This is a genomic window from Pelomicrobium sp. P1 (genome assembly GCF_052805615.1).
Genome location: NZ_JBRBEM010000005.1, coordinates 36,979 through 50,065, shown reverse-complemented (window position 1 = coordinate 50,065; position 13,087 = coordinate 36,979). Strand labels below are relative to the sequence as shown.

The 13,087-nt window shown below is 65.0% G+C and carries 15 protein-coding genes; all 15 read right to left on the bottom strand.

Translation table 11 applies throughout. The features are described from left to right. Positions 1-5: 5 nt before the first annotated feature. The 15 genes from ACUVYZ_RS06695 to ACUVYZ_RS06625 all read right to left on the bottom strand — a co-directional run bounded on the left by ACUVYZ_RS06695 (position 6) and on the right by ACUVYZ_RS06625 (position 12,968). Positions 6-1,610: a diguanylate cyclase domain-containing protein gene (locus ACUVYZ_RS06695; protein WP_439933732.1), complete on the bottom strand. Its 1,605-nt coding sequence runs from the start codon at positions 1,608-1,610 to the stop codon at positions 6-8. 310 nt (positions 1,611-1,920) lie between these two features. Further along, positions 1,921-2,559 carry an ankyrin repeat domain-containing protein gene (locus tag ACUVYZ_RS06690; protein ID WP_439933733.1) on the bottom strand — a complete coding sequence of 213 codons (639 nt, stop codon included), beginning with the start codon at positions 2,557-2,559 and terminating at the stop codon, positions 1,921-1,923. Continuing rightward, on the bottom strand, positions 2,556-3,353 hold the full coding sequence (locus ACUVYZ_RS06685) for a TatD family hydrolase (protein WP_439933734.1): 798 nt from the start codon (positions 3,351-3,353) through the stop codon (positions 2,556-2,558). The genes ACUVYZ_RS06690 and ACUVYZ_RS06685 overlap by 4 nt, the downstream gene beginning before the upstream one ends. A gap of 1 nt (position 3,354) precedes the next feature. Next, the gene (holB, locus tag ACUVYZ_RS06680; RefSeq protein ID WP_439933735.1) at positions 3,355-4,383 is read right to left on the bottom strand and encodes a DNA polymerase III subunit delta'; all 1,029 of its coding nucleotides are present in this window, start codon (positions 4,381-4,383) and stop codon (positions 3,355-3,357) included. Next, positions 4,380-5,009: a dTMP kinase gene (gene tmk, locus ACUVYZ_RS06675; protein WP_439933736.1), complete on the bottom strand. Its 630-nt coding sequence runs from the start codon at positions 5,007-5,009 to the stop codon at positions 4,380-4,382. Before tmk ends, holB begins: the two co-directional genes overlap by 4 nt. A gap of 32 nt (positions 5,010-5,041) precedes the next feature. After that, positions 5,042-6,049 carry an endolytic transglycosylase MltG gene (mltG, locus tag ACUVYZ_RS06670; RefSeq protein WP_439933737.1) on the bottom strand — a complete coding sequence of 336 codons (1,008 nt, stop codon included), beginning with the start codon at positions 6,047-6,049 and terminating at the stop codon, positions 5,042-5,044. After that, the gene (gene pabC, locus ACUVYZ_RS06665) at positions 6,042-6,860 is read right to left on the bottom strand and encodes an aminodeoxychorismate lyase (protein WP_439933738.1); all 819 of its coding nucleotides are present in this window, start codon (positions 6,858-6,860) and stop codon (positions 6,042-6,044) included. Before pabC ends, mltG begins: the two co-directional genes overlap by 8 nt. 55 nt (positions 6,861-6,915) lie before the next feature. Next, positions 6,916-8,154, bottom strand: coding sequence for a beta-ketoacyl-ACP synthase II (gene fabF / locus ACUVYZ_RS06660; RefSeq protein WP_439933739.1), 1,239 nt, complete (start codon positions 8,152-8,154; stop codon positions 6,916-6,918). Positions 8,155-8,196: 42 nt separating this feature from the next. After that, complete coding sequence (gene acpP, locus ACUVYZ_RS06655) at positions 8,197-8,433, bottom strand: acyl carrier protein (protein WP_333839287.1); 237 nt, start codon at positions 8,431-8,433, stop codon at positions 8,197-8,199. Positions 8,434-8,584: 151 nt separating this feature from the next. Further along, complete coding sequence (fabG, locus tag ACUVYZ_RS06650; protein ID WP_439933740.1) at positions 8,585-9,337, bottom strand: 3-oxoacyl-ACP reductase FabG; 753 nt, start codon at positions 9,335-9,337, stop codon at positions 8,585-8,587. Positions 9,338-9,352: 15 nt separating this feature from the next. Beyond that, the gene (gene fabD / locus ACUVYZ_RS06645; protein WP_439933741.1) at positions 9,353-10,285 is read right to left on the bottom strand and encodes an ACP S-malonyltransferase; all 933 of its coding nucleotides are present in this window, start codon (positions 10,283-10,285) and stop codon (positions 9,353-9,355) included. Between the two features lie 16 nt (positions 10,286-10,301). Continuing rightward, on the bottom strand, positions 10,302-11,261 hold the full coding sequence (locus tag ACUVYZ_RS06640; protein WP_439933742.1) for a beta-ketoacyl-ACP synthase III: 960 nt from the start codon (positions 11,259-11,261) through the stop codon (positions 10,302-10,304). After that, positions 11,261-12,292 (bottom strand): phosphate acyltransferase PlsX, encoded by a 1,032-nt coding sequence (gene plsX / locus ACUVYZ_RS06635; protein WP_439933743.1) that lies wholly within the window; start codon positions 12,290-12,292, stop codon positions 11,261-11,263. The genes ACUVYZ_RS06640 and plsX overlap by 1 nt, the downstream gene beginning before the upstream one ends. Before the next feature lie 112 nt (positions 12,293-12,404). Next, positions 12,405-12,584 (bottom strand): 50S ribosomal protein L32, encoded by a 180-nt coding sequence (gene rpmF, locus ACUVYZ_RS06630; protein ID WP_439933744.1) that lies wholly within the window; start codon positions 12,582-12,584, stop codon positions 12,405-12,407. 12 nt (positions 12,585-12,596) lie between these two features. After that, positions 12,597-12,968, bottom strand: coding sequence for a YceD family protein (locus ACUVYZ_RS06625; protein WP_446033047.1), 372 nt, complete (start codon positions 12,966-12,968; stop codon positions 12,597-12,599). Positions 12,969-13,087 lie beyond the last annotated feature (119 nt).

Genomic DNA, 13,087 nt, shown 5'->3' with positions numbered 1-13,087 from the left:
CCCACCTATAACGCCAGGACGTAGTGGCGGCTGCCGCCGGCCTGTTTGGCCTTGTACATGGCGGAATCCGCCGTGCTGAACAGCTCGTCGAGGCTATTTCCGTGATCGGGGTAGAAACTGATCCCAATGCTCGGCGTCACTCGTAGCTGGATTCCCCGATAGGTGACAGGTTCGGAAAGCACCAGCACGATCTTGGCCGCCACGGCTTCGGCGTCTTCCACTTTCGACACTCCCGACAACGCCACCACGAATTCGTCCCCACCGTAGCGGGCGACGGTATCTTCCTGTCGCACCAGGCTCTTCAACCGCTCAGCCAGGCACTTGAGGACGTGATCTCCGGCCTCGTGGCCGTACTGGTCGTTGACCCGCTTGAAACCGTCCAGGTCGACGAACAGCACCGCCACCTTGAGGTTGCGCCGGCGCGCCTGAACCTGCTTGACTGCCAGCCGGTCGCAAAGCAGAACACGGTTGGGCAACCCGGTAAGCTGGTCGTGGTAGGCCTTATGGATGATTTCGGCCTCCCGCAAGCGCCGATCGGTCACGTCCTGCACCAGAGAAGCTATCCCTATCATCCGCCCGTCATGATCCATGAGGGGCGTGTTATACCACTCGCACAGGATCTGCCGCCCATCCTTGGTGATGTTTTCCTGCTCCACCCGATCACCGCCGGTCCGATAGACGAGGTTCTTCCACAGGGCGCCCATCCGCTGCTGGGCGTCGGGGGTGCCGATCACGAGTTCGTGCAAAGGGCGACCGAGCGCTTCGGGCTCGGTGTAGCCGAAAACCCTGGCGGCCGAAGGGTTCCAGGCGACCACGCGAAACCGCTCGTCCCACTCGACGACCGCCAGCGGGGAATTCAAGACGTGCAGCATGAGGCGTTGCTTGTCTTGGCGCTCCACCTCTTCGGCGCGTCGACGTTCGACGATTTCCCGTTGCAGTTGCCGATTCGCCTGCTCGGTCTGCCGGTGGGCCTCGGTGAGCTGGCGAACGAGCTCGTCACGCTGGTACTTGAGCCAGAGGCTTTCCACCAGCGTCCGATGGGATTGGTATCCGAACACCAGGAGCGCCGTCAGGTAGACCAGGGCGAGAAATCCCATGGGTGCGAACACTTCTCCGCCAAGCAGCAGTAAGGTGGTCGCCAAGGGTGCCACCGCGCCCGCCAGATAGACGGCATAGGCGGGATAGACCGGAGAAGCCGGGATCAAGGCGCCGGCGGACATGCCCGCGATCGTGCAGACTACGAGCACCTGATAAACCGGATTAGAAAACGGAAACAGCGCGCTCCCCAGGACACCCCAGCATAGCCCGATGATCCCCATCACGGCGATGATCCTGCGCTCCCATCGGCCGATTCTAGAGGGACCGGGTCGCACGCGGTTGAAGGCGATCATGAGGGACGCGCGGACGACGAAGGCCAGCGCCAAGGCGGCAAACCAGCCCAACAAGGCAATTTTCGGCAGACTGCCCCATAGCACATAAACGACCAGGGCCGCATTGCACAAGCTCACCAGCGCCGCCAAAGGGGTCGTGCGGAGCAACAATCCGACTCGATCGACGGAAACCCGATCGTAGATCAAGTTCTGCGCCGCTGTTGTGTTGTCAGCTGCCAATGTGGTTTATCCGCCGTAGGTGTTCTAATCGAGTGAAATTGCGTTCGGAGGAAGGTCCTTCTTGGCGAGGCAGTTTCTGTGCCAGTTGCCGTAAACCTTTTCCTTCAAGCCGCTGACGCCACCATAATGCGTATAATGTATATTACGTTAAATTATTTCGCCGCCGGGTGTTGGCCCGGGCACACCGTTTGCGGCGAGGCCTGACAGCAGGGCCGGGACGAACATCGGCTCAGGCGTAGAGGAGTCGGGACCGCCGGGTGTAGGCATGGCATACCGCTTGTGTAAGGCGTTGGGCTGCCCAAAAGGTTAACTAACGTTTAGCCCCGTGTGACCTGAGCAGATCGACGATCTTTCCGTGACCCCTTTCCAGCGCGATATCCAAAGCCGCGCGTCCGGAGTCATTACGCAGATTTGGATCGGCACCATGGGCGAGCAGCATTTGGACGACATCCGGATGGTTTTCCCGAGCCGCCATCATGAGCGCGGTCATCCCGTTTTCGGAAGACGAATTGACCTCTGCTCCCAGCGCGAGAAGCAATTTGACGAGCTCCGCGTGGCCTCCGGTAGCGGCGTAGATCAACGGGTTCCAGCCTCTGCGGTCGATACGAGCCCCCTGGGCGTAAAGCTGCTTGACCACGGCGGTATGACCATGGAGCGCCGCCAGCATGATGGGGGTATCGCCGAAACGATTGGGCAGGTCCACCTTCGCGCCCCGGGCAAGGAGCAGGCTCACCAGTTGCTCGTGTCCCGCCCGGGCCGCGATTCCAAGAAGCGAGGTTCCCAGCTCATCCACCGTGTCCACGGAAGCCCCCCGTTCCAGGAGGGAATTCACTTTGGCCACCTCGCCCGCTTGGGTGGCCGCCAGCAGCTCCTCGTAGACGCTAGCCGCTCCGGCGGGGTCCGTGCCGAGCAGCCATGCAGCCAGCAGCAGTTTCCAGGCGGCTTTCATGATCGCTCCGGCGCCTGTCCAGCCGGGAATGGAGAGATACGGAACAGGCGAAAGAAGTTTTCCGTCGTCGCTTCCTCGATTCGGGGAACGGGTACATTCTTCAGGCGGGCGATTTCTTCTGCCACGTGGACCACGTAGGCCGGCTCGTTGTTTTTACCCCGGTGGGGAACCGGGGCCAGGTAGGGAGAATCCGTCTCGATCAGCAGGCGCTTTAGGGGGACGCGCCGGGCCACTTCCTTGAGCGCGCCCGCGTTCTTGAACGTGACGATTCCCGAGAAGGAGATGTAGAAGTCCAGCCTTAGCGCCGCCTGCGCCACCTCCCAGCTTTCGGTAAAGCAGTGCATGACGCCGCCGACCTTCTCCGCGCCCTCCTCCTTCATGATCCGCAGGGTGTCCGCCGCGGCGTTGCGGGTATGGATCACGAGGGGTCGGCCGCACTGGCGCGCAGCCCGGATGTGGATACGGAAGCGCTCCCGCTGCCATTCCAGATCGCCCTGCAGGCGGTAATAATCCAGACCCGTTTCGCCGATCCCCACCACTTTGGGATGTCCCGCCATTTCCGCGAGCTCGGAAACGGACGGTGTACGGGCGTCCTGCTCGTCCGGGTGCACGCCCACGGTGGCATACAGGTTTGAAAACCGCTCGGCGAGATCCAGCACTTGGGGAAACCGCTCCAGGGTAACGCTGATGCACAGGGCGTAGCCGACCCCGTTCTCCCGCATGCGGGCCAACACCTCGTCGATGCGGGAGGAGAGCTCAGGAAAATCCAGGTGGCAGTGGGAATCGACGTACACGTTAGCTTTGCGGTTTCAGGGCATCCCGGTCGAACAGACCGCGATAGGTGAGCAGAAGATCCTCAATGAAGGAGCGGGCGTTGAGGGGGTGCCACGCCAGCCGGCGGGCGGCGCACAGGGTCGATACCATCTCGGCGGCCTTGAGCCGATCCGCCGCCGGGGCCAGGCGCCGGATCCCAGCCACGGCGTCCTGATTGTAGCGGACCGTGCCCGCGGCCTCCCATGTCATCAGGTCGTAGACCCACTTATGCACCCATTCCACCAGTTGGGGCGGATCGATCCGGTCCAGGCGCTCCGCGTCCAGCGCCGGCCGGATGGCGGTGGGGGAGGACAGGATCCGGATGACTTCAGCGCGTTGGGAGCAGTAGCTCTCGTCGATTGCTCGGGCGGCCCGTAGCGGCGCTCCCCCCGCCTCCGCCAGCCAGACCTCCGGCTCGGCCACCCCTTGGTCCCGCAGCCAGCCGGCGGCAGCGGCCGTTTCCGGGACCGGCAGGTGGACTGGTATGCAGCGGCTGAGCACCGTCGCAGGTAGTTGCCTTGGGCGATGCGATATTAGAAAAAACAGGGCGTTGGGCGGTGGTTCTTCGAGAGTTTTCAACAAAGCGTTGGCGGCGCTCGCGTTCAGCGCTTCCGCCGGATGGATGAGCACAAGCTTGTAGCCCTGGCGGTGGGCAGAGACCTCCAGGAATCCCTCCAGGCTGCGGACCTGGTCGATGGTGACGTGCCGCTTGGGTCGGCGGGAGCCGCCGCCCGGGCGCGGCTCCTCGCTCTCCCCGGCGAGCGGCTCTGCCTCGGGCTCAAGCACGCGAAAATCTGGATGGCTGCCCTGGTCGAACCAATGGCAACCCGGACAGGCGCCGCAAGCCTTTTGCCCGGAACGGTTCTCGCAAAGAAGGTAGCGTGCCAACGCGCGGGCAAAGTGGAGCTTGCCGATCCCCTCCCGGCCCTTGAAAAGGAGTCCATGGGGCCAGCGGTCCTGGTACCGGTCCAGAAACTCCTTCCAGAAGCTCTCCTGCCAAGGAAAAATCAATTTTTCACAAGACTTGAAAGAATGACTTCGAGTTCTTTCTGTATACTCTCGATCGGCCGCGTGGCATCGATGACCCGAATGCGGTCCGGGTAACGTCGCGCCCGGGCCAGGTATTTCTCCCGAACACGGGCGAAGAAAGCCTCCTCCTCCCCCTCGAAACGGTCCCTCTTCCGCCCTTCGCCTCGTCTTTGCCGTGCGAGGGCTTCCGGCGCATCGAAAAGCAGGGTGAGGTCCGGTTGAAAGTCCGGGTGAACCCAGGCTTCCAGCGCCGCTAGCTTCTCGTCGGCCACCCCCCTGCCTCCGCCCTGATAGGCGAAAGTGGCATCGGTGAACCGATCGGAGACCACCCAACGGCCTGTCGCCAGGGCCGGGCGGATGACCCGGACGAGGTGCTCCCATCGGGCGGCGAAGACGAGCAGGGTTTCGGTTTCCGCTGCCATGGGCTGGTGCAGGATCACCTCCCGCAACGCCTCGCCCAGGGGTGTGCCCCCCGGCTCCCGGGTCATGACCACCGGCACCCCCCGGCCCTGGAGGAAATCCCGGATCCAATCCATGTGGGTGCTCTTCCCCGCTCCGTCGATTCCTTCCAGGGTGATGAATTTCCCCCACGCGCTCACTATACCCATTCCCTTTCCCAATAACGCCGAGCGCTGGCGCTTCATCGTGGTTTCTGATACCGGTTGACAGCCCGGTTGTGGTCGGCCAGGGTCTCGGAGAATTCCGAGGTGCCGTCGCCCCGGGAGACGAAATAGAGCGCCCGGGTCTGAGCCGGCCGGACGGCAGCCTCCAGCGAAGCGAGGCCGGGAAGCGCGATGGGCGTCGGTGGAAGCCCCGGCCGGGTGTAGGTGTTGTAATCGTGATCGCTGGAAAGATCCCTCTTGCGCAGGTTCCCGTCGAAGGCCTCACCCATGCCGTAGATCACGGTCGGATCGCTCTGGAGCCGCATGCCCAGCCGCAGGCGATTGTGGAAAACCCCCGAGACCATGGACCGGTCGGCTTCCGCCCCCGTTTCCTTTTCGATGATGGAAGCGAGAATGAGGGCCTCGTAAGGGCTGGAGACGGCCAGGCCTGGTGCCCGGGAGGCCCAGACCCGTTCCAGGTGCCGCTGCATGGTGTGATAGGCCCGCTTGAGGATCTGGACGTCGCTCGAACCCTTGGAGAAGTAGTACGTGTCGGGAAAAAACAGCCCTTCGGCAGAAGCCTCCGTTGCGCCCACCGCCGCCAGTATTTCCGCTTCGGAACGGCCTGCGGTATCGTGGCGCAGCCCGGGATGCTCGTCCAGCGCCTTCCTGAGCTGCTTGAAGCTCCAGCCCTCGATGATGGTGATCTCCGCCAGGGCAACATCGCCGCGGGTGAGCCGTTGCAGCACCTCCCACGCCGAGACGGGGGAGCTGAACTCGTAGCTTCCGGCCTTGATGCTGCCCTCCCGGCCGAGCAGGCGCGCCAGCGTAACGAAGCTTAGAGCGTCCGGCACAAGCCCCGCCGCGGCCAATTCCCTGGCAACGGTGCGCAAGCTTGCCCCAGGGCGCACTTCGAACTCCTGGGGGGGGCGGGCCAGCTCGGCCGGCAGGAACAGGCGTGCCCCCATCCAGGCCGTTGCGGCGCAGAGGATCAGGAGGACACCCCCGAGGAGCCATGCGCCGAGCCGCAGACCACGCCTACCCATCGCTGAACACCTCCGCCTGGATGCGCCGGGTAAGCGCTCCGGGCTTCCATGTCCGATTCTCCAGGGTCGCGATGGGCCACAGCCGGATGACGCTGTTTACGAGAAAAGCTTCCTCCGCGGTGAGCAGTTCGTCCAGGGTCAGATCCCGCACTTCGAGGGGGATGCCCGCGGCACGGGCAAACGCCATGATCCGCTCCCGTTGCACTCCTTCGACCCCGCAACGGCTGAGATCGGGGGTCACCAGGCGACCATGGAGCACGCAGAACAGGTTGCTCATGGTGCCTTCCACCACCCGTCCCCCATCGTCCAGGAGCAGCCCTTCCGCCACGGCGGAATCCCGCCATTCCCCCCGGGCGAGGACGTTTTCCAGTCGGTTAAGATGCTTGATTCCCGCCAGGCGGGGTTGGCAGGCCAGGCGCAATGCGCACACCCGCACTTGCACCCCCTCCTCCCTGTAGGAAGCGGGATAGACCGGCGAGGGGCCGACGCTGACGATCCGGGTGGGGGAGCCCGCCGGGTAAGGCCCATACCCTCGCGCCCCGGGCCCTCGGGTGACCACGATCTTGCCCACCCCGTCCGGGAAGCGGAGGGCGAGACGGCGCAATTCCTCCAGCAACACCTTTTCCCCCGGACATTCGATGCCCAGCGCAGCGCAGTCCCGGGCAAGCCGGCAGTGCTGCCAAGACCACTCGAGGGGCATGCCGTTCCGTAAGCGCAGGGTGCGGAACACCCCATCGCCGTAGGCTAGCCCTCGATCCGAGGGATCGACGCCCCCGGCTTCGTGACCGTTTACCAGGTAGAAGCCCTGCATCGCTTTCCCCCGGTCAGGGAATCGGGGATCCCGGCGGGCTCGAGCCCGGGTCCGGTCAGACCCGGGAGAAGACCAGGGTACCGTTGGTGCCGCCGAAGCCGAAGGAGTTGGAGAGGGCCACCCGGATGCGCATCTCCCGGGCCACGTTCGGCACATAGTCCAGGTCGCACTCGGGGTCCACCTGGTGCAGGTTGATAGTCGGGGGAGCGACCTGGTGGTACACCGCCAAGGCCGAAAATACCGCCTCGACGCCGCCGGCGGCGCCGAGCAGGTGTCCCGTCATGGACTTGGTGGAGCTCACCGCGACGCGCTTCGCCTCTTCGCCCAGGGCCCGCTTGATCGCCACGGTCTCCGCGATGTCTCCGAGGGGCGTCGAGGTCCCGTGGGCGTTGATGTAGTCCACGTCCTGGGGGCCTACCCGGGCGTTGCGCATGGCGTTCAGCATGCATCGTGCTGCCCCCTCTCCATCTTCGCACGGGGCGGTCATATGGTGGGCGTCGGCGCTCATTCCGAAACCCGAAAGCTCCGCATAGATGCGCGCTCCGCGGGCTTTCGCGTGCTCCATTTCCTCCAGCACCAGGACGCCTGCGCCCTCGCCCAGGACGAAGCCGTCCCGTTCCTTGTCCCACGGACGGCTGGCACCGGCCGGGTCGTCGTTGCGCGTGCTCAAGGCGCGCGCGGCGGCGAAGCCGCCGACCCCCAGCGGACAAATCGTGGATTCGGAACCGCCCGCGATCATCACGTCCGCGTCCCCGTACTCGATCAGCCGGGCCGAGTCCCCGATGCAGTGAGTGGCGGTGGTGCAAGCCGTCACCATGGCCAAGTTCGGGCCCTTGAATCCGTACATGATGGACAGGTTGCCCGCCACCATGTTGATGATGGCCGCCGGGATGAAGAACGGAGAGATCTTCCGCGGCCCCGAGGCGAGCATCTCGGTGTGGGTGGATTCGATGAGGGGCAGCCCCCCGATGCCGGAACCGATGTTGACGCCAACGCGCTCCGCGTTCTCCTCGGTGACCTCTATCCCCGCGTCCTGGATCGCCTGGATGGCGGCGGCCATGCCGTAATGGATGAACAGATCCATGCGCCGCGCCTCCTTGGGCGAGAGGTACTTGGTCACGTCGAGGCCCCTGACCTCCCCAGCGATCTGGCTGGCGAAGGGAGAAGCGTCGAAGCGCGTGATCCGGGTAATGCCGGAGCGGCCGGCGACGATGTTGCCCCAGGCTTCGTCCACGGTGTTTCCCACCGGGGAAACGATCCCGAGGCCGGTGATGGCGACCCTGCGGTTACGCACAGCGGCTCCTGGACGGTGGTGAGTCTGAGAGAAACGGGAAAATCAGCTCAGGCGGGACTTGATGTATTCGATGGCCTGTTGAACCGTGGTGATCTTTTCCGCCTCCTCGTCGGGGATTTCGCACTCGAACTCCTCCTCGAGCGCCATGACCAGCTCCACGGTGTCTAGGGAATCGGCGCCGAGATCATCGACGAAGGAGGACTCCATCTTGATATCCGCCTCGTTGACGCCGAGCTGTTCGGCGACGATCTTTTTGACGCGCTGCTCTACGTTTTCCATATGGGTTCTTCCCTTCCCTTCTGCGGACACTCGATGTTGCGCAGGATGAGCAACCGGGTCTAACCCGCGCACGTATAAAAGCTTTTGAAGTTTACCAAATTTGTCTTTAGGGCGAAACGAATTCGCCCCTGCGCCGGGGGGGCGGCGCCCTTCAATCCATGTACATTCCGCCGTTGACATGCAGGGTGCAGCCGGTGATGTACGCCCCACCTGGCCCGGCCAGGAAGGCCACGGCGGCGGCCACGTCCTCGGGCCGGCCCAACCGGCCCAGGGGAACGTGCTGGAGCAAGGTCGCCCGCTGAGCTTCAGGAAGGCCGCGGGTCATGTCGGTTTCGATGAAACCCGGCGCCACGCAGTTGACCGTGATGTGGCGGCTCGCCACTTCCCGGGCGAGGGACTTGCTGAAGCCCACCATGCCGGCCTTGGCGGCCGCGTAGTTGGTCTGGCCGGCGTTACCCGTGGCGCCGACCACGGATGAGATGTTGATGATGCGCCCGAAGCGGGCCTTCATCATGGGGCGCAGCACCAGCCGGCAGAGGCGGAACACCGAGCTCAGGTTCGTTTCCAGGATCTCGTTCCACTCCTCGTCTTTCATGCGCAGGAGAAGATTATCCCGAGTGATGCCTGCATTGTTGACCAAGATGGTGGGAGCGCCGAAACGCCGCTCCGTTTTTTCCACCACTGCCTCCGCATCGGCCGCGCTGCGGACGTCAAGCTTCAATCCCGCGCCGCCCACGCCGGCCTCCGCCAGTCGCCGGCTAATGGCCTCTGCCCCGCTTTCGCTGGTCGCGGTGCCGACGACGGTGGCACCGAGACGTCCGAGCTCCAGGGCGATGGCCTGGCCGATTCCCCGACTCGCCCCCGTCACCAGCGCGACTTGTCCTTGCAGCGGATGCTCCGCCATTCTTCCCCTCCCGTCCTACGGAGCGAGCGCCTTGAGCGCGTCCCTCAGCACTGCCTCGTCGGTCAACGCCAGCGTCTGCTGGGAGGGCTCGATGCGCTTGTTGAGCCCGGCCAGCACCTTGCCCGGACCGCATTCCACGACATGGGTCACCCCTTCCTGCGCCAGCCGGCGGACGATCTCGACCCAGCGCACCGGACTATAGACCTGGCGCACCAAGGCCTCCCGGATGGTGTCGGCATCGTGCCGCTCGCCCGCATCCACGTTGTGCAAGACCGGGATCTGAGGCGACTGGATCGGGATGCTCGCCAGCGCCCGGGCCAGGCGCTCGGCGGCGGGCCTCATCAGGCTGCAATGGGAAGGGGCGCTCATGGGCAGCATCATCGCCCGCTTGGCGCCCCGGGTCTTGGCCAGGGCCATGGCCCGCTCCACCGCGCCACGGTGCCCGGCGACGACCACCTGGGCGGGCGAGTTGTAATTAGCCGGCTCCACCACCTCCCCTTGAGCCGCTTCCCGGCACACTGCCTCCACCGCCTCGTCCTCGAGGCCCAGGATCGCGGCGATGCCGCCGGTGCCTTCCGGCACCGCTTCCTGCATGGCCTGAGCCCGGAGTCTCACGATCCGCAGCGCATCGGCGAACCCGATGGCGCCCGAGGCGACCAGGGCGCTGTACTCCCCCAGGCTGTGGCCCGCCATGACCGCGGGCTCCGGCCCATGGAGATCTTCCCAGGCGCGATAGACCGCGACGCCCGCCGTGAGCATCACGGGCTGAGTGTTGACGGTCTGGTTCAGGGCCGAGTCCGGCCCCTGGGCCACTAGGCTCCACAGGTCCTGTCCCAGCGCTTCGGAGGCTTCGGCGAAGGTCTGCCTCACCACCGGAAGGGCGGCGAAGCCGTTCATCATCCCAATCGACTGGGAACCCTGCCCGGGGAACACGAAGGCGAATTTCATCCGGCGCCTCGACCTCTCACCAGCGAATCAGGACCGCGCCCCAGGTGAACCCGCCGCCGATGCCCTCGAGCACCACGTGCTGGCCCCGGCGCACTCGGCCGTCGCGCACGGCGATGTCCAGGGCGAGGGGTATCGACGCCGCGGAGGTGTTGCCGTGCTTGTCCACCGTCACCACCACACGCTCCATGGGGAGCCCCAGCCTTTTCGCGGTCGCCTGGATGATGCGGATGTTGGCCTGGTGGGGAATCAGCCAGTCCACCTCTTCGGGTTTCATGGCGACTTCCGCTAGGGTCTCCTCCACAATGTCCCCCAAGGCCTTGACCGCGAACTTGAACACCGCGCCGCCTTCCATGACCACGTAGGGCCGTCCCGAGACTCGACCGCCGCAGACCTGCCCCGGCACCATGAGGCTGCCGCTGTGGCGACCGTCTGCATGGAGGCGGTGGGTCAGGATGCCGGGCGTCTGGTCGGCGGCGAGCACCACCGCGCCCGCCCCGTCGCCGAAAAGGACGCAGGTGGAACGGTCGGTCCAATCGAGGATGCGCGAATAGATTTCGCTACCGACGACCAGCGCGTGGCGGCATTTGCCAGCCCGCAGGTACAGGTCCGCCAGCGCCAGGGCGTACACAAAGCCGCCGCACACGGCCTGCACGTCGAAGGCTGGGCATGCGTTTTCGACTCCAAGCTTCGCCTGCAGTACGCAAGCGGTGCTCGGGAAAATCTGGTCCGGCGTGGTGGTGGCGACGACGATGAGGCCGAGATCGTTCGGCCGGATGCCGGAGGCGTCGAGGGCTGCGCGGCTCGCTTCCAGCGCCAGGTCGCTCGCCTTTTGATCCTCGTCCGCGATGCGGCGTTCTTCGATGCCGGTCCGGGTCACGATCCATTCGTGGCTGGTATCCACCAGTTTTTCCAGATCCCGGTTGGTGAGGACCTTGCTCGGAAGATAGCTTCCGGTGCCGACGATGCGGGAATACATCAGGCGACGCCTTCTCCCGCGGCTTGCGGGAACAGCTCGCTCAACCGCTTGGCCGTGTATTTGGCGGTTCCGCCCCGCACCTCGTCCACGGCGCGGCGAATGGCGTACTGGAAGGCCAGGACGTCCGCCGATCCGTGGCTCTTCACCACGATGCCTCTCAGGCCAAGGAAGCTTGCACCGTTGTACTGGCGATGGTCCACCCGCCGCTTGAAGGCGTTGATCACCGGCAGGGCGATGAGCCCGATCAAGCGACGAAACGGGTTGCGGGTAAACTCCTCGCGCAAGAAGGTGGCGAGCATCTGGGCGAGTCCCTCGGAAGTCTTGAGCGCCACGTTGCCTACGAACCCGTCGCACACCACGATGTCCGTCGTTCCCTTGTAGAGATCGTCGCCTTCCACGTTGCCGTAGAAATTGAGACCGCTCAAGCGCAGGAGCTCGGCGGCCTTTTTCACCACCTCGTTGCCCTTGATCGCCTCGTGCCCGATGTTGAGCAATCCCACTGACGGCCGGGGCTTGTCCTCCACCGTGGACACCAGCACCGAGCCCATGATGGCGAACTGCAGCAGGTGTTCCGCGGTGCAATCCACGTTGGCTCCTAGGTCCAGCACGCAGGTGTGGCCCTTGAGCGTGGGCAGCACCGAGGCTATCGCGGGACGCTCGATCCCCGGCAGGGTCTTCAGCACGAACCGGGCGATGGCCATCAAGGCCCCGGTGTTTCCGGCGCTCACGCAGGCATCGGCCTCGCCGGTTTTCACCAGGTTGATGGCCAGGCGCATGGACGAGTTCTTTTTGTTCCTGAGGGCGAGGGCCGGGGGCTCGTCCATGGCCACCACTTCGGCGGCGTGCTGGATGCGGCAGCGCCCATCGGCGGGCCGGCCCAGCTTCGCCAGTTCGGCGGCGAGCGCTTCCTGCAGGCCCACCAGCACCACGCTCAATTCCGGGTCCCGGCGCAGGCACTCGACGGCGGCCGGCACCGTTACATGGGGTCCGTGATCGCCCCCCATGCAATCGATGGCCACGGTTACTTTCATTCGGTCATGTCCCTCCCGCCTCGGGACTCGGCGTCACCGCGGAAACGCCGGGCCTTTCGCTCGGGCGATCCGCTCAAGCAAGCCACGGCGCGGCCGTTGGACGCGGCTGCGGCTACTCGCCTTTGGACTTGACCACCTTGCGGCCTCGGTAATGGCCGCTGGGGCTGATGTGATGTCGCAGGTGCACCTCTCCCGTCGTCGGCTCGATGGCGAGCGGCGGGTTGCTGAGGGCATCGTGGGAGCGGCGCATTCCCCGGCGCGAGGGCGACTTCTTGTTCTGCTGAACGGCCATGATTGCGAACTCCTATGGTTCAACGCTCTTTCTGTCCTTGAGGAGGGCCAGCACGGCGAAAGGCCCTCCGTCGGCGGCTTCGAGATCCTGGGATGCCAGCTTGGGGTCGCAAGCCGGATCGGCATGGACCGGCGCGAAGGGCACAGCTAGCAGCAACTCGTCTTCCACCAGCGCCTCCACGTCCAGATTCGGGTCCGCCACCCATGCGGTCCACTCCTCCGGCTCCTCCTCCACCGGGCCCAGGTCCCGCTCGGAGGCCACCAGTCGGAATCCGCTCTGGAGACCGACTGGCAGCTCCATCGCCTCCAGGCAGCGCTGGCACTGCACCACCAACATTCCGGATATGGAGAGGCGCAAAATGGGGTGGCCGTCTTGGTCGACCATCCCCTCGAGGCGATAGGAAATTTCGCCTTCCCGGGAAGCCAGGTAGTCCGCGAGCCGGAGCAGGCTCGAAACGCGAATTGTACCCTTTAGATTTCCTCCCTCGCGTGCAAAGCGGAGGG

Excerpts from the sequence above, each read along its gene's own strand:
- fabG (WP_439933740.1), bottom strand. The coding sequence starts at position 9,337 with ATGGCGGAGCATCCGCTGCAAGGACAAGTCGCGCTGGTGACGGGGGCG.
- acpP (WP_333839287.1), bottom strand. The coding sequence starts at position 8,433 with ATGGAAAACGTAGAGCAGCGCGTCAAAAAGATCGTCGCCGAACAGCTC.
- tmk (WP_439933736.1), bottom strand. The coding sequence starts at position 5,009 with ATGGGTATAGTGAGCGCGTGGGGGAAATTCATCACCCTGGAAGGAATC.
- rpmF (WP_439933744.1), bottom strand. The coding sequence starts at position 12,584 with ATGGCCGTTCAGCAGAACAAGAAGTCGCCCTCGCGCCGGGGAATGCGC.
- pabC (WP_439933738.1), bottom strand. The coding sequence starts at position 6,860 with ATGCAGGGCTTCTACCTGGTAAACGGTCACGAAGCCGGGGGCGTCGAT.
- fabD (WP_439933741.1), bottom strand. The coding sequence starts at position 10,285 with ATGAAATTCGCCTTCGTGTTCCCCGGGCAGGGTTCCCAGTCGATTGGG.
- ACUVYZ_RS06625 (WP_446033047.1), bottom strand. The coding sequence starts at position 12,968 with ATGGTCGACCAAGACGGCCACCCCATTTTGCGCCTCTCCATATCCGGA.
- ACUVYZ_RS06640 (WP_439933742.1), bottom strand. The coding sequence starts at position 11,261 with ATGTATTCCCGCATCGTCGGCACCGGAAGCTATCTTCCGAGCAAGGTC.
- ACUVYZ_RS06690 (WP_439933733.1), bottom strand. The coding sequence starts at position 2,559 with ATGAAAGCCGCCTGGAAACTGCTGCTGGCTGCATGGCTGCTCGGCACG.
- mltG (WP_439933737.1), bottom strand. The coding sequence starts at position 6,049 with ATGGGTAGGCGTGGTCTGCGGCTCGGCGCATGGCTCCTCGGGGGTGTC.
- plsX (WP_439933743.1), bottom strand. The coding sequence starts at position 12,292 with ATGAAAGTAACCGTGGCCATCGATTGCATGGGGGGCGATCACGGACCC.